The 14,734-nt window shown below is 73.1% G+C and carries 12 protein-coding genes and 1 pseudogene; 5 read left to right on the top strand and 8 right to left on the bottom strand.

The genetic code is table 11. The features are described 5' to 3' along the window. Positions 1–170: 170 nt before the first annotated feature. Positions 171–620, top strand: coding sequence for a MarR family transcriptional regulator (locus AB0M76_RS21710; RefSeq protein ID WP_365954405.1), 450 nt, complete (start codon positions 171–173; stop codon positions 618–620). A 155-nt stretch (positions 621–775) separates the two neighbouring features. Here AB0M76_RS21710 and AB0M76_RS21715 read toward each other — a convergent pair whose 3' ends face one another. The 5 genes and pseudogenes from AB0M76_RS21715 to AB0M76_RS21735 form a co-directional block, all read right to left on the bottom strand. Continuing rightward, a complete protein-coding gene (locus AB0M76_RS21715) occupies positions 776–1,291 on the bottom strand; it encodes a hypothetical protein (protein ID WP_365954406.1) in 516 nt (171 codons plus the stop codon). Continuing rightward, a complete protein-coding gene (locus AB0M76_RS21720) occupies positions 1,288–2,019 on the bottom strand; it encodes a SigE family RNA polymerase sigma factor (RefSeq protein WP_365954407.1) in 732 nt (243 codons plus the stop codon). The genes AB0M76_RS21715 and AB0M76_RS21720 overlap by 4 nt, the downstream gene beginning before the upstream one ends. 23 nt (positions 2,020–2,042) lie before the next feature. Next, positions 2,043–2,510, bottom strand: coding sequence for an LAETG motif-containing sortase-dependent surface protein (locus AB0M76_RS21725; RefSeq protein WP_365954408.1), 468 nt, complete (start codon positions 2,508–2,510; stop codon positions 2,043–2,045). A 135-nt stretch (positions 2,511–2,645) separates the two neighbouring features. Further along, complete coding sequence (locus AB0M76_RS21730; RefSeq protein WP_365954409.1) at positions 2,646–4,232, bottom strand: glycosyltransferase; 1,587 nt, start codon at positions 4,230–4,232, stop codon at positions 2,646–2,648. A gap of 67 nt (positions 4,233–4,299) precedes the next feature. Next, positions 4,300–5,261, bottom strand: a pseudogene (locus AB0M76_RS21735) (PLP-dependent aminotransferase family protein); the annotation flags it as partial. Between AB0M76_RS21735 and AB0M76_RS21740 the strand changes: the two are divergent. The 3 genes from AB0M76_RS21740 (at position 5,261) to AB0M76_RS21750 (ending at position 8,443) form a co-directional block, all read left to right on the top strand. Further along, positions 5,261–5,629 carry an EamA family transporter gene (locus tag AB0M76_RS21740; protein ID WP_365954410.1) on the top strand — a complete coding sequence of 123 codons (369 nt, stop codon included), beginning with the start codon at positions 5,261–5,263 and terminating at the stop codon, positions 5,627–5,629. The pseudogene AB0M76_RS21735 and the gene AB0M76_RS21740 overlap by 1 nt on opposite strands. Positions 5,630–5,681: 52 nt before the next feature. Then, positions 5,682–6,554, top strand: coding sequence for an AraC family transcriptional regulator (locus AB0M76_RS21745; RefSeq protein ID WP_365954411.1), 873 nt, complete (start codon positions 5,682–5,684; stop codon positions 6,552–6,554). 68 nt (positions 6,555–6,622) lie between these two features. Beyond that, positions 6,623–8,443 carry a protein kinase gene (locus AB0M76_RS21750; protein WP_365954412.1) on the top strand — a complete coding sequence of 607 codons (1,821 nt, stop codon included), beginning with the start codon at positions 6,623–6,625 and terminating at the stop codon, positions 8,441–8,443. Here AB0M76_RS21750 and AB0M76_RS21755 read toward each other — a convergent pair. From AB0M76_RS21755 to AB0M76_RS21765, 3 genes are all read right to left on the bottom strand, one after another. Beyond that, on the bottom strand, positions 8,415–11,891 hold the full coding sequence (locus AB0M76_RS21755) for an endo-alpha-N-acetylgalactosaminidase family protein (protein WP_365954413.1): 3,477 nt from the start codon (positions 11,889–11,891) through the stop codon (positions 8,415–8,417). The genes AB0M76_RS21750 and AB0M76_RS21755 overlap by 29 nt on opposite strands. 153 nt (positions 11,892–12,044) lie before the next feature. Further along, positions 12,045–12,419: a YbjQ family protein gene (locus AB0M76_RS21760; RefSeq protein WP_266661159.1), complete on the bottom strand. Its 375-nt coding sequence runs from the start codon at positions 12,417–12,419 to the stop codon at positions 12,045–12,047. Further along, positions 12,406–13,482 carry a histidine kinase gene (locus AB0M76_RS21765; protein ID WP_365954414.1) on the bottom strand — a complete coding sequence of 359 codons (1,077 nt, stop codon included), beginning with the start codon at positions 13,480–13,482 and terminating at the stop codon, positions 12,406–12,408. The genes AB0M76_RS21760 and AB0M76_RS21765 overlap by 14 nt, the downstream gene beginning before the upstream one ends. Positions 13,483–13,755: 273 nt before the next feature. Between AB0M76_RS21765 and AB0M76_RS21770 the strand changes: the two genes are divergently transcribed. Continuing rightward, positions 13,756–14,598, top strand: coding sequence for an SAM-dependent methyltransferase (locus AB0M76_RS21770; protein WP_365954415.1), 843 nt, complete (start codon positions 13,756–13,758; stop codon positions 14,596–14,598). The last annotated feature ends 136 nt before the right edge of the window (positions 14,599–14,734 follow it).

The raw sequence follows: 14,734 nt of genomic DNA on the forward strand, positions 1-14,734 counted from the left end.
GCGCTGTCGCGTAACTTGCCGTCGCCGCTTACATGCGTCCACATTAATTGCAGACGCTGGATATTTGCAAGCGCGGGCTATTGCGGCAGTGACCTATCCTGGGAGGGCAAGGGCACCTGTGGGGACACAGGGAAACCGGGCAACGGGGACACGGTTCGAAGGAGCAGCCCATGACGGCCACCGACAGCGCACTGACCGGCCTCGCCCAGGGCTGGTGCGCACTCTCCCTCCTGCACGGGCGGATCGAGGCGCACATCGAGCGGGCCCTGCAGGCCGGCCACGGCCTGAGCGTGCGCGAGTACTCGCTGCTGGACGTACTGAGCCGACAGCACAGCGGCCCGGGCGGCCACCTGCGGATGTACCAGGTGGCCGACTCGGTGGTGCTCAGCCAGAGCGCGACGACCCGGCTGGTCACCCGGCTCGAGGACCGCGGGCTGCTGAACCGCTACATCTGCGACACGGACCGGCGGGGCATCTACACCGACGTGAGCGAGGCCGGCCTGACCCTGCTGGCCGCCGCCCGGCCGACCAACGACACGGCGCTGCGCGAGGCCCTGGACGAGGCCGCGCGCAACCCGGAACTCGCCCCGCTCGTCGCGGCGGTGAAGAACACCCCCTAGTGCCGCGGTGAAGTGGGGTGCGTTTTCGCGTCGTGCGGTGCGGTGGATCGCAAGGCGGAGCGGCGCCCCGTACTGGGCGTACTCGGGTGCCGCGACAACGCGGCGAGGTGCCGTGCCGGGCGGCGCGGGGGCGTGCCCCACTTCCCCGAGACCGCTCAGCTCTTGGACGGTCCCGCGCTCGGGGGCGGTGAGGAGGACACGGGCGTGGACGACGGCACGGCGGACGGGGGAACGGACCTCGACGGCGTCGCCGAACGCGCACCCGACGGGGTCGGCGTCGGCTCGGGCGGCTGCGCCGAGCGGGTCCCGGGGGCCCTGGAGGGCAGCAGGGACGGCGCCACCGAGGGGTGCGGAGCACCGGTGCCCGTACGGGAATCCGGTGTCGGCCCCGGTCCGGTGATCTCGGGCGGCGAGGCCGGCGGCACCGGGCGGGGCGGGGCGGAGTCCGGGGCCAGTACGAGGTACCCGGCCACGGCGGCGGCAGCCGTGGCCAGCCCCGCCAGGGGCAGCGCGAACCGGCGCAGGTTCAGCCGCAGCCGCGCGGCGGGCAGCCGCCGGACGTGCAGAGCCGGCGGATCCGCGGGGCGCAGCTCGCGGACGGTGATCCCGGCCGCGCGGGCGTCGAGGGCCTGGCGCAGCCTGCGTTCGACGGGGCGTTCGCCGTGCGTCATATCCGTCCCTCCAGAATCCGTTCCAGCGCGTCCAGGGCGCGGCTCGCGTTCGACTTCACCGCGCCCCGGCTGATTCCGAGGGTGGTCGCTATCTCCGCCTCGCTGAGTTCGGCCCAGTAGCGCAGTACGAGGACCTGGCGGCGGCGCGGGGTCAGCCGGCCGAGTGCGGCGAGGACCTCGCGGTGTGCCTCGTCGAGGACGACGTGGTCCTCCGCGGACGGGATGTCGGCCGCCGCAGGCGGGGTCCAGGCGCGGGCCGTGCGGCGGCGGCGCAGCACGGACCGGGAGGTGTTGACGACGGCGGTGCGCAGGTAGCCGAGCGCGTTGTCGACCTCGCTGATCTGCTCCCCGTGGCGCCGGTACAGGGCCGTGAAGGCGTCCTGGACCACGTCCTCGGCGGTGGCGAGGTCGTCGACGAGCAGCACCGCCAGCCGGACCATGCGCAGCCGGTGCGCGTGGTAGAGCTCGGTGACGGTGGGCTGCGGCGCGTCGGCGCGCGGGCCGCCGGCATACGCGTCGCCGGCGTACGCGGCCCCCGCCCCGTACGCGGCCCCCTGACCGTAGGCGTGCCCGTACGGCAGGGCGGGCGGCGGCGGGGTGGCGCGCTCGCGGCGCAGCACCGGCGACCACAAGCCCCGCCACGACCACGACCACGAGCCCCGCCACGCCCGGCCGAAGCCGAGCGTGAGGGGGCGTGCGGAAGGTGCGGGCGGTACGAGGTGGACCACTGGATTCCCGGGTTCCTGGGTGCCTAGCCGTTGGCGCGGCGCCGGACGGCGTAGAGGGTGCCGGCGCCGGCGGCGATGAGCGCGGCGGCCCCGCCTCCGATGGCGGCGGTGGTGGCGGAGGAGCCGGTCTTCGCGAGCTCGTCACCGGCCTGCGAAGGGGCCGCGCTGGGCACCGCAGTCGGCCGGCCCGTCGGCTGGACGCTCGGCGCCGCCGTCGGCGGAAGGCTGCGCGAGGGGGTGGGCTGGACGCTCGGAGCCGCGGTCGGCGGGAGGCTGCGCGAGGGGGTGGGCTGGACGCTCGGAGCCGCGGTCGGCGGGAGGCTGCGCGAGGGGGTGGGCGTCGCGCTCGACGGGGCGCTGGGGACGGGCGACGGGGTGGCCGAGGCCCCCTGTGCGGCGAAGGCGGGCCCGGCGAGCGCGAGGACCGCCCCGGCGGCGGCAGCGGTGACGGCCGCACGGCGGACGGTCGAGGGGACGCGCTTCAGGTTCATCACAGTGGTTCTCCACGGTCGGGTCACGGTCGGTGCAGGGCTCGGAATGCCGCCCTTCACCCCCGCACGACGCGCGACCCCCCGCGAGGTTGCCGCCGATTCCGAAGAATTTTTCTCAGGCCGGAAGAATTTTCTTCAGGCGGTGGGCAGCGGGATCCTGCGGACCACCTCGAAGCTCAGATTCCCGTACGAGGTGAAGAAGGCGGCGGCGGTGAGTTCCGTGGCACTGCCCGGGTCGCGGGCCAGGACCTTGGCCCGGCGGGCCGTGCGGTCCAGCTCCGGGGCGTGCCGGCGGCCCAGCCGGACCGTACGCGTGACCCCGTCCGCCCGTACGTTCAGGAAGCAGTCCCAGGTGCCCGGCGGTATCGGATCCCCGCCGGCCAGCTTGGCCAGGTCGACCTCCGCCAGGAAGCCGGCCATCATCAGCTCCGGGTTCTGCTCGGTGAGCTCGGGCGCCGGCCGGGCCTGGGCGGGTACGAGGTGCTCGTCTCCCGTTTCCCGCGCCCTCAGCAGCAGCTCGCTCTCCATGCGGCCGGTCCCGAGCGACTGGATGTACGCGTGGCCGGTCAGCAGCACGCGGCCGCCCTGCCAGGTCAGCGACGTGAGCCGGTGCTGCGTCTTGAGCTTGTCGGTCACGTCGAAGAGCACGTCCGGCAGTCCCGCCGCCGGGTCGCGGAACAGCGGGTAGCAGCGGTACACGCGGCCGTTGTCGACGATCTCCTGCGGCGCCGGCTCCTTCGCCGGGTCGTACCCCATCAGCTGCTCGAAGGCGGGCAGCGGGCCGCAGGCGAACGCGTACAGCCGGATCCAGTCGATCGGCGGCAGTTCGCCGCCCATGTCCGGCCGCCAGTACGTCTGCACCAGCACCCGGGCCCGCTCGTACACCTCGGCCGTGAAGCCGGGGTTCTCGTGGCGGGCCTCGACGGCCGGCCGCAGCGCCGTGCGCAGCAGGCTGCGGAAGTGCCGGCCGAGCATGCGGCGCCGTCCCACCGGGTCCTGCACCCGCTCGGCCACCAGGGCCATGACGCGCTCGATGTGCACCACCGTCTCGCCCGCGGTGCGGGCGCGGGCGGTGATGTTCTGCCCGTCGTCGCGCAGCCGCAGGAAGTAGCAGTCGTAGTCGCCGACGACCGAGATCTTCCCGGCGGCCAGGAACACTCCCGTCACGAAGACCTGGTCCTCGCCGTACCAGAGGTCGTCCGGGTAGCGCAGGTGCGCGTCCTCGATGACCTGGCGGCGTATCAGCTTGGCCGAGTGGAGCGAGCGGTAGACCTCCGAGGTGTAGAGGTCGGCCTCCTCGGCGTGCCGGTGGGCCTTGTCCGACACCGTCCGGCCGAGTCCGACCTGCTTGGCGAGCACGACGTCGCTGCCCTGGGACTCGGCCATGTCCAGCAGCCGCTCGAGTGTCTCGGGGCCGAGGTAGTCATCGGCGTCGAGGACGAAGACGTACCGGCCGCGGGCCAGGTCCAGGGCCCGGTTGCGGGGCCCGCCGGGGCCGCCGGAGTTCGGCTGGTGCAGGACGCGCAGCTGCGGGTACCGGGCGGCGTAGCGGTCGAGTTCGGCGCCGCTGCCGTCGGTGGAACCGTCGTCGACCGCGACGACCTCCAGGCGCTCGGCCCCCAGACTCTGGCCGAGCGCGGAGTCGAGGCACTCGTTCAGGTAGGGCATCGCGTTGTAGACGGCGATGATCACGGTGATGTCGGGGACGGACGCGTGGTGCATGCACCTGAGCATAAAGTTCCGCTTCTCCGACTCCGGAGGGGGTGCCCCGCAGGCGGGACGGGGCGGGTCAGCGGAGTCGGTGCAGGGCACGGCCGAGCAGGCCGATGCCTTCTTCCAGTTCGCCCGGCGGGCCCGCCGCGTAGCCGAGGACCAGCCCCGGGGAGCCCGGCCGGATGCGGTGCCAGGACAGCGGGTGCGCCTTGACCCCGAGGGCCAGGGCCGCCGCCGCGAGGGCGGTGTCCTCGAAGGCCGCGCCGTCGAAGGTGACCATCAGGTGCAGGCCCGCCGCCGCTCCGTGGACCCGGGCGCCCGGCAGGTGCGCGGCGATCGCCCGGAGCATGCGTCGCGCCGGCGGCGGTGGCGGCGCCGGACGAAGCGCAGGTGTCGCTCCAGCTCGCCCGAATCCATCAGCCGGGCCAGCACCAGCTGGGCGAGGACCGGATTGCCGAGGTCGGCATAGCGTTTCGCGGCGACCACCGCGTCACGCAGGCGCGGCGGGACCAGCAGCCAGCCGAGGCGCAGCGCGGGGGCGAGCAGTTTGGACACGCTCCCGGCGTAGCAGACCCCCTCGGGGAGCAGGGCGCGCAGGGCGGGGACCGGTGCGCGGTCGTAGCGGTGCTCGGCGTCGTAGTCGTCCTCGATGACCAGTCCCCCGGCCGCCGCCCAGCCGAGCAGCTCCCGGCGGCGCTCCCCGTCGAGCACGACCCCGGTCGGGAACTGGTGCGCCGGGGTCAGCAGCACCGCCCCGGCTCCGCTCGCCCGGAGCGCGGCGGTGTCGAGCCCGCTCCCGTCCACCGGCACGGGCACCGTCTCCAGCCGCCCGTACTCCAGCTGCTGCCGTGCTCCGAGCGAGCCGGGGTCCTCCACCGCGACCCGCCGTACGCCGTCCTCGCGCAACACGTGCGCCAGCAGGCCCAGCGCCTGGGCGACGCCCGCGACGACGACGACCTCGTCGGGGTCGGCGCGGATCCCGCGGTTGCGGGCCAGCCAGCCGGTGACCGCCGCCCGGAGGGCGGGCGTGCCCAGGGGTGCTGACGCTGCTCACCGAGCACCCGGCCGATCTGTCGGCCATCGGTCCGGCCCAGTGGGCGGCCGCCGGGTACCTCGCCGTCATGGTGACCGCGGTGGCGTTCCTCCTCTGGTACCGCACGGTGGCCGCCGTCGGCGCCGGCCGGGCCGGGCTGCTGACCGGGGTCGCGCCCCTCGCCGCAGCCGCCATCGGCGCATTCTCGGGCGGCGGGATGCCGGGCCTGCCGGTGTGGATCGGCCTGGTCGTGGTGGTCGCCGGACTGGCGGTCGGGCTCCGGAGCCCGCAGCCGGGGCCGCCCGTACGGAAGGAGCCGCTACGGCGGAAGGAGCCTCGGCAGCCGAAGGACCGGGCGCCCGCGTCCCCTTGAGGGCGCCCACCTCCCCTTGAGAGCCCCGGGCCCGGTGGATCACAATCCGCACATGCCGACGCCCCCGCACCCCAGTGTCCCCTCCAGCAGCCCCCCGTACAGCAGTTGGATGCGGTACTTCTCCCCCACCGCCAACCACCGGCGGCTCGGCCTGGTCTGTCTCGGCGTCGGGATCCAGCAGGGTCTGCTGCCGGTGGTCGGACCGCGGGCCCTGGACCACCACGTCGCCGTGGTCGTCACCCGGGGACGGGGCTGGTTCAGCCACGGTGGGCGCCCGCCGCAGCCGGTGTCCGCGCCCGCGCTGCTCTGGCTGGTGCCGGGGGTGGAGCACCACTACGGGCCCGATCCGCAGACCGGCTGGGACGAGTGCTTCGTGGACTTCGCGGGCCGCAGTGTGGAGGCGTACACCGACCTCGGCTACGTCACCCCCGATCGCCCGCTGGTGCCGCTGAGCGGCACGGAGGGGGTGCGGCACGTGGTCGACGGGATCGTCCGGGCGGCCCGGCGCGGCGGCCCGCTGCTGGAGGTGGAGGCCGCCGCGGCCGTGCACGGACTGCTCGTGGCGCTGCGCTACGCCCGCGCCGAGGTGTCCCGGCACGGGGACGCGGTGATGGACGCCCTGGCCCGGGACGCGCTGCTGCCCATCTCGGTGGCCGAGCACGCGGCCCGGCTCGGGATACCGCTGCCCGAACTGCGCGGGGCCGTACGGCGCAGCACCGGGGAGGGGGTCAAGGAGTACCTCCTGGGGATCAGGCTGAGCCGGGCGAAGGAGCTTCTGGCCCGGACCGATCTGCCGGTCGCCGGGGTCGCCCGGCGGGTCGGTTACGAGGATCCGGCGTATTTCAGCAGGCTGTTCAGCCGCCGGGTGGGCATGGCTCCGGTCCGCTTCCGCGCCCAGCAGTCGGTACGGGGCCCGGTCCGCTGACACGGTGCGATCGTGGGCGGCACCCCCCGTTAGGATCTCAACCCTGTGATCATCAAGGGGGATTCCACATGTCCAACACCGACCAAGCCGAACTGCGACCGCTCGGGCCGGACGAACCGCAGGAGATAGCCGGTTACCGGCTGCTCGCGAAGATCGGCGAGGGCGGCATGGGTTCCGTTTATCTCTCCCGGACCCGCGGGAACCAGCCGGTCGCCCTGAAAGTCATCCGCCGCGAGTTCGCCCAGGAGCAGGACTTCCGAGTCCGCTTCGAGCGCGAGGTGCAGGCGGCCCGCCGCGTGCAGGGCTACCACATCGTGCCGGTTCTCGACCACGACACCAGCGGTGAACAGCCGTGGCTGGCCACCGCGTTCGTGCCGGGCCTGGCGCTCGACGACGCCCTCGCGACCCACGGACCGCTGCCCCTGCCAGCTGTCTTCCAGCTGATCGGCTGCACGGCGCAGGCCCTGCACTCCATCCACGCCGCCTCGGTGGTGCACCGCGACCTCAAGCCGAGCAACATCCTGCTCGGCTCGAACGGCCCCTGGGTCATCGACTTCGGCATCGCGCGGGCCACCGACGCCACCCAACTCACGCGCAGCGGCGGGTTCATCGGGACGCCGCAGTACATGTCCCCCGAGCACGCCCTCGGCCGGACGGTCACCTCGGCGACCGACGTGTTCGCGCTGGGGCTGATCGCCGCGGTCGTGGCCACCGGCCGCCACCCGTACGGCGACGGCGCGGGACTCTCGATCGCCGCCGCGATAGCCAACACCCCCCAGCAGGCGCCGGATCTCAGCGGCTACCCTGACCCGCTGCGCCAGCTGCTGGAGCGCTGCCTGCACTCCGACCCCGACAAGCGGCCCCAGCCGACCGAGCTCGCCGAGTGGTGCAGCCAGACGGCGGGTCGGGACCTTCGCGACTTCGACGGCTGGCTGCCCGCGCCGCTGACCGCGGAGATCGCGCGGCGCGAGCAGTCGGCGCGGGCACAGGCGTCGGCCCCGGTGCAGACTCCGGCGCAGTCCCCGCCCCCGCCGGCGTACGCGCCGACCCGGACCCCCGAGCCCGCGCAGCCAGCGTACGCGCCCACGACGCAGGCGTCCGGACCGGTCCCGGTGGCGTACGCGCCGACCCAGGGCCCGACGGGCAGCCCGCAGCCCCCGGTGTACGGCGCGCCGACCGCCCCCGGCCCCAGCCCCGCCTACGGCGCACCCTCGGCGGCACCCGCCCCCACCCCCGCGCGCAGCCGGATGCCGCTGGTCGTCGGCGCGGGAGTCCTGGCACTCGCCCTCGTCGCCGGCGGCACCTGGTACCTCACGCGCAGCGAGGACGGCGGCACCCGGCAGACCGCGGGCGAGGACAAGGGGAAGACCGCGGACGCCCCGAAGGAGGCGGCGGCGCCGGCGGCGGCGCAGTCCGGCAGCCCGAGCCCCTCGGCCTCCGCCTCGGCATCGCCCTCCGGCCGCGCCTACACCGTGGTGTACAAGGACAAGCCGTTGAAGCTCCTGGCGCCCAGGGAGTTCGGCAAGGCCAACGACGTCGACCTCGACTTCCCCAAGGTGGCCGGCTCCCTGTCCGGAGAGATCAGCTGGAAGGACCGGGAGCTGGAGATGGGCTGGTCGAACGTCCAAAGCGGAACCTCGTTCGGTAAGAGCAAGGGCCCCACCCCCGAACAGTGCGAGACCGGGGCCGCCACCGATCCGATCCCCGACAAGCTGCCGGAGTCGGACCTCATCGGCGCGGACCGCGCCATCGTCGCGGGCGACCTGCTGTGCACCGTCACCTCCAAGGGCAACCTCGCCATGGTCAAGATCGTCACTGTCGAAGACTCGACCGACACGCAGTACAAGGTCCCGACGTACCTCACCGAAGTGACCCTCTGGAAGCGGTAGCCGACGGGGGCCGGTAACCGACGTTGAGTTCCGCGACCGAGCTCCACGGATTGCCGGCCACCTCACTCGTGGCCTTGAGCCTCACGTAGCGCGCGGTGCGGGGCGTGAAGGTGACGTCCTGCTGGGCCGTCGTGTTCGGGAAGGTCCCGGCGGCGGCCGCCGTCCCCCAGGTGACCCCGTCGGTGGAGGTGAACACCTGGTAGCCGGCGATGCGGCCGTTGCTCTGCGTCTGCCGGGGCAGGCAGTGCAGCGCCGAGACGTCGTACGAGGCCCCGAGGTCCAGGGTGATCTCGTGGGGCATCGGCGCCGTGGCCGCGTACCACTGCGTGTGCCAGATGGTGGAGGCCTCGCCGTCCAGGACGTTGGCGGCGGCGCCGTTCTCGCCTGCGGTCTCCTGGCTGTCGACGGCCTGCACGCCCATCTGCCCTTGCGGTACGAGGAGTTCACCGCCGCCCGCCGGCCCGAGGTCGTCCACGGTCAGGTCGTCGAGGATCAGGTCGGCCTCGTTGTGCGAGTCCTCCGGGGTCACCTTCCGTACGCCGATCCAGGCGTCGGCCCCGGCGGTGAAGGTGGTGCTGAAGGCGGTGGGCGTACGGGCCTGGTCCAGCGCGGTGGCGGTCTCGGTGCTGCCGGAGCCGGTGATGAACCGGTAGTCCCCGCTGAAGCCGCTCTCGTAGCGGAAGGCGGCCTTGTACGCGTGCCCGGGGGTCAGCCGCAGCGTCTGGGGCAGGGTTCGGTAGACGAGCCCGCTGCGCTCCTCGTGCGACTTGAGGGAGTTCTGCCCGCCGATCACGTCGTCGACGAGCTTCCCGTTCCAGCCGGCCTGCGTGTACGGGGCGTTGCGCTGGGCCAGGTGGGTGCGCGGGTCGGTGGCGGAGCCGCCTGCGCCGCCGAAGGCGAAGGGGCCCCAGCCGGCGTCGGCGTTCTCGAAGTCCTCCGCGAAGGTGTGGCCGCCGAGCGGGGTGCGGGCGGAGCGGACCACACGTACGTCGTCCAGGTAGACGGTGCCGGATCCGGCCGCGGCGGAGAGCTTCAGGGTGGCGGCGGACTGGCCTGCCGGGACGTCGAAGAGCACCTTCATGCGCTGCATCCTGGTGCCGTTCTTCTCGCTGCCGCCCAGGTTGTTCGTCAGGGGCGAGGAGTCGGCGTACACGGAGGCCGCACTGCCCCCTGCGGGCGTGACGTCGAGGGTGGCGGCCCGGCCGGCCGGTGTGGAGACCCAGACGGAGGCGGCGTAGGTGCCGGGCGTCAGGCCCGTGAGCTGCTGGGAGACGGCGGGGGCGGTCCCGGCGGCGAAGGTGAGCTCGTTCTGGCCCTGGGCGTTGCGTGCGACGGCGGCGCCGGTCCCGGTGACGGTCCAGGCGTCGAGGTTGCCCGCGTAGAAGGAGGGGTCCTCGACCGGGGTGCCCTCGCCCCACTTCGGGTCGGCCTGGGCGGGCGCGGCGCCGTTGGTGACGACGTAGGCGGTCTTCGCGGTGGCGTTGACCGTGATCCGGCCGCCGGTGACGGGGAGGTCGCCGACCAGCCGACGGCCGGTGTCGGTCAGCTGGTAGAGCTTGGGCGCGGACCAGCCTGCGGGCAGGGTCCAGGTCGTGGAGCCGCCCTTGTCGTTCCAGTGGTAGAGCTTTCCGTCGCGCGGGAGCAGGTAGCTGCCGCCGCTGAGCACGGTGCGCCCGCCGGTGGTGATCTTCCGGGTGTTGCCCGTGGTGGTGGCGGTGGTGCCGTTCGCGAGGGTGACCGAGTTGGCGGTCCACTTCACGATCGGGGATTCCTGGAGGTACTTGGTCGGCAGGTTGACGGCGAAGGTGGTGTTCAGGAAGGCGGTGTGGTCCTTCTTGCCCTGCCAGCCCTCGTACGCGGTGAGTTCGGCGCCGCCGAGCAGCGGGTTTCCGGCGATCCAGTCGTCCTTGGCGTGGTTGGCGACGAACCGGGCGATGGTGGAGTTGATGCCCTTGAGATCGCTGCCGCCGTAGTTGACGTCGGCCGCCCAGTGGTGCCAGAGGGACTGCTCGGTCAGGGTGTTGGGGAACTCGGTGGCGAGCTGGAAGCCGAGGCCGCCGATCTCGCGCTGGAGTTTGCGCGAGACGTACCCGTCCCCGTACCAGACGTCCACGTAGAGGAAGTCGAGCCCGGGCGCGGCCGTCTTGAGGTCCTGGAGCCGCTTCAGCCGCTCGCCGGACTGGCCGTCCTTCCGCGTGTCCACGTAGTACGACTGGTCGAGCCAGTCCCAGCCGAGTCCGCCGCTCTGGTGGGCCGGGTCGAAGGTCGCGGAGACCGGGTACTCCTCGGTGGCGTTGATGTGGACGCCGAAGTCTGCGTTGTAGGCGTGGCCGGCGGTGGTGAGGGCGTTCAGGTCGGTGGCGCCGCCCAGCTTGGAGCCGATGTTCTTGTAGTCCATGTGTGCGGAGTCGTGGCCCTCGGAGGCGTACCCCTTGAGGAGGACGAACTGGCCGAGGCCGTCGGTGGCGAGGCTGACGCGCTTGGTCTCGTCGAGGGTCTCGGCGAAGGGGTGCGTGGCCTGGGAGGCGAAGTTGAAGGGGATGCGCTGCACGACCCGGTCGGCGGTCTGCTGCCATCCGGTGGGCGGGGTCCAGATGTCGCGGTAGGCGACGGCGGCGTCCTGCCAGTCGACGGTCGCGTCACCGTTGCGGTCCCCGGTGATCGCGATCCGCGCGTACGGGAGCGGCTCGGTGTCGGTGTCGGCGGCGCCCGCGGCCCGGTAGAGCCAGGCGCCGCTCCACAGGCCGGCGCGGCGGTAGGCGCCCTTGTCTGTGACCCGCTTGCTGATCCGGCCGTTCTCCCGGGCGGTGCCGCCGGAGGGGGTGTCGTAGAGGGAGTTGGAGTCGATGGCCGCGGCGAGCTCGGCGGTGTTGGCGAGCCCGTACATCACGGTCGTCGCGGCGGGGTCCACGGGGGTGCTCGCGGTGACGGGGGTGAAGGTGTCCCCGGTGCCGGTGGTGGCGGTGTGCATGTTCGCCGTGGCCAGCGCGGCGCCGGGCTGGTCGCTGCGGACGCTGACGAGGTTGTGGTCGGGGATCGCGAAGCTGCGGACGCGCAGGGCGGGGGTGTCCTCGATCGCGGTGACCTTGAACTCGACGACCGAACCGGTCACCGAGAGCCGGGATCTGATGGTCACCCCGGAGAAGGACAGCGCGTAGTCCACGGCGGAGGCGGACGGGGTGGAGGTCACGGCGGGGGTGTACGCGGTCCCGTTGACGACGATCGCGGAGAGCGCGTCCTCGTTGCCGTTCAGCACGTCCCCGGTGGCCCGCCGGGTGTAGCTGACGACCCGGGGGAAGCCGCTGTCCACGGCGACGGACAGCTCGCTCGAGCTGATCGTCAGGGGGGCGGCGGCCGCCGCGGCGGCGGGCCCGGGCACGGAGACGACCAGGGTGGCGAGGAGACCGGCGACCGCGGCTGCTGCGGTCGGCCGGAAGGGGGTACGCATCGGGCCTCCGGGAGTCGGCGCTTCCTTGGCGGAAGACCGCACGGCCCGGAGGCCCGCGGTCCGCTCACTGACCTGTCAGCTTGCGGACCGCACCGCCACAGGCCCATGGACAAAGCAGAGCCCCGTCCTGGACTTACGTGGCGGATGAGGGGATCAGGTGGAGGCGGGGGTGATCACGACGGCCGTCCCGTACGCACACACCTCGGTCCCGACGTCGGAGGCGTCGGTCACGTCGAAGCGCATCATCAGGACCGCGTTCGCGCCGCGGGCCTTCGCTGCCTCGATGAGCCGCTCCATGGCCTGGTTGCGGGTCTCCACCAGGGTCTTGGTCAGGCCCTTGAGCTCACCGCCGATCATCGACTTCAGGCCTGCGCCGATCTGGCTGCCGAGGTGGCGGGAGCGGACGGTGAGGCCGAAGACCTCACCGATGACCTGCTCGACCCGATAGCCGGGGACGTCGTTCGTCGTCACGACCAGGACGCCGGTCTGCTGGGCCCCCGGGCCGCCGCTGTAGTCATCGATACCCATGGGACCCACTGTGGCGGCGGGCCCGGGCCCGCGCATCCGGAGGGGCCCCTTCCGGCCGTCGGGAACCGGGGTAGTCGTCCTGCGCGTAGTGCACATGGACGGTGGTGTGTGCGGCCGGGGCGTGCTTGATCACATTGGTGAGCGCCTCCTGTACGACGCGGTACGCGCACAGGTCGATCCCGGGCGGCAGCGCGTACGCCGTCCCCGTGATCCGGACGTCTACGGGCACGCCGGCCTCGGCGACCCGCTTGACCAGTTCGTCGAGGCGCCCGAGCCCGGACACCCGGGGTGGATCCTGCTCGGCGGGCGCGCGGCCGTCCTCGCGGAGTACGAGGAGCATCCGGCGCATCTCCGCCAGGGCCTCGTGGGCGCTGTCCCCGATGGTGTCCAGGGCCCGGCGGGCGGTCGGCGGGTCGGAGGCGAACACGTACCCGGCGAGGCCGGTCTGGACGGAGATCACCGAGACGTGGTGGGCGATGACGTCGTGCAGCTCGCGGGCGATCTGGATGCGCTCCTCCATGACGGCCCGCCGGGCCTTCTCCTCCTGTTCCCGGCGCAGTTGCAGGGTGAGCTCGCGCAGCCGCCGGGCGCCGTCGCCGGTCACCCAGCAGACGATCGTGGTGACGGTGACGAAGCCGACGCTGAGCGGGCCGATGCCCGGTTCGGCGAGCCGGGTCCCCCAGAGCAGGACGAACAGTGCACCGACCGCACATCTGGCCGAAACTCGCCGCTCGCGGAGCGAGGCGACGGTGTACAGCGCGAGCGCGAGGCCGCACACGGCGACGGCGTGGTAGTAGCCGCGGGTGAAGTAGCAGCCGGTGCAGAGCGCGGTGCTGATCAGGACGGCGACCGGGAAGCGGCGGCGGAGCACGAGCGGCAGGTAGATCGTGGCGAGCAGGGCGTAGGCCTGTGCGTCGGTGTCCCGCCAGTAGCCGTTGGGGTCGGGCCAGTTGCGGAGCATGGTGGCCGAGATCCAGAGCGAGCCGATGGCGTACACGATCTCGCCGACGGCCGGCAGCGCGGCCCGGAGCCGGGCCATCGCCGGATGTGCGGACACCTGCACGTCAACCCCCCTGAGTACACCCTTGGTTGTACAGGGTGACCCCCCAATGGGGTAGACGGATTTCACCCTGTGGATGGGCGAGCCCGGCGGACCCCGCGCGTAGATTTCCCTGAGCCGGACCAAGCCGGCACGGGCCCTGCCCTCTGGGGCCCCGCCGCGCGGCCGTGCCCGTTCGGGGGCGGGCACGGCCCCGCGTACATCTGTACGGGTGGTGGCCGGCCCGCGGCCGACTGCCTACCATGGGCGGTCACCTCAGCCGGAGGGACAGCGCCCATGGAGTCGCCGCAGAACCCGTCGGGACACCCGCCCGCACACCCGCAGACCCCCCTCATCGACATGCACACCCCGAGCGTCGCCCGGATGTACGACTGGCTGCTGGGCGGGGTGGAGAACTACGCGAGCGACCGCGAGGCCTGCGCCCGGCTGCTGGAGATCGCCCCCAGCACCCAGCTCCTGGCCCGCAACAACCGGGCGTTCCTGCGGCGCGTCGTGCGCATCCTGGTCGAGGAGTACGGGATCCGGCAGTTCCTCGACCACGGCTCCGGTCTGCCCACGCAGGACAACGTGCACGAGGTGGCGCAGCGGGCCGATCCCGGCTGCAAGGTCGCGTACATCGACAATGACCCCATGGTCCTGGCGCACGCCCAGACCACCCTGCACGAGGACGGCCGCACGCTCGTCCTGGCCAAGGACCTGCGGCTGACCCGGCAGATCCGGCGGGACACCGACCGCTTCCTGGACTGGGACCGGCCCATCGCGGCCCTGTTCGTCTCCGTGCTGCACTGCCTGCGGGACACGGACGACGAGAACGATCCGGCAGCGGTCGTACGGAACACCGCCGCGCAGTTGCCGCCGGGCAGTTTCATGGTGATCTGCCAGCTCGTCAGCGACGATCCGGTCGTCCGCAGCGACGTGACGCGACTCATGGACGTGGCCACCCACGGCACCTGGGGCCGGGTACGGGAGACCCACGAGGTGCGCCGGTACTTCGACGGGCTGGACGTCCTCGGGCCCGGGCTCGTCGACGTGGTCGACTGGCGGCCCGACACCCCGCCGCCGCCCCCGGGGAACCGGCCGCGGGACTGGGTGGAGTGGGGCGGGGTCGGACGCCTCTGAGACCGGCCGGCCGGCTCCCCTGACGGCGTCGGGACGCGGCGCTAAGCGGCCTCGGGGAAGTGGGGTGCGTTTTCGCGTCGTCCGGTGCGGTGCATCGCAAGGCGGAGCGGCACGCTTGTACTGGACGTACCAGGGT

Origin of the sequence: Streptomyces sp. NPDC051364 (assembly GCF_040682115.1) — a bacterium.
In the GTDB taxonomy this organism is placed as follows: domain Bacteria; phylum Actinomycetota; class Actinomycetes; order Streptomycetales; family Streptomycetaceae; genus Streptomyces.

Bases quoted from the DNA above. Each gene is read 5' to 3' on its own strand.
- AB0M76_RS21750 (WP_365954412.1), top strand. From the start codon at position 6,623: ATGTCCAACACCGACCAAGCCGAACTGCGACCGCTCGGGCCGGACGAA.
- AB0M76_RS21730 (WP_365954409.1), bottom strand. From the start codon at position 4,232: ATGCACCACGCGTCCGTCCCCGACATCACCGTGATCATCGCCGTCTAC.
- AB0M76_RS21710 (WP_365954405.1), top strand. From the start codon at position 171: ATGACGGCCACCGACAGCGCACTGACCGGCCTCGCCCAGGGCTGGTGC.
- AB0M76_RS21745 (WP_365954411.1), top strand. From the start codon at position 5,682: ATGCCGACGCCCCCGCACCCCAGTGTCCCCTCCAGCAGCCCCCCGTAC.
- AB0M76_RS21770 (WP_365954415.1), top strand. From the start codon at position 13,756: ATGGAGTCGCCGCAGAACCCGTCGGGACACCCGCCCGCACACCCGCAG.
- AB0M76_RS21755 (WP_365954413.1), bottom strand. From the start codon at position 11,891: ATGCGTACCCCCTTCCGGCCGACCGCAGCAGCCGCGGTCGCCGGTCTC.
- AB0M76_RS21760 (WP_266661159.1), bottom strand. From the start codon at position 12,419: ATGGGTATCGATGACTACAGCGGCGGCCCGGGGGCCCAGCAGACCGGC.
- AB0M76_RS21715 (WP_365954406.1), bottom strand. From the start codon at position 1,291: ATGACGCACGGCGAACGCCCCGTCGAACGCAGGCTGCGCCAGGCCCTC.
- AB0M76_RS21725 (WP_365954408.1), bottom strand. From the start codon at position 2,510: ATGAACCTGAAGCGCGTCCCCTCGACCGTCCGCCGTGCGGCCGTCACC.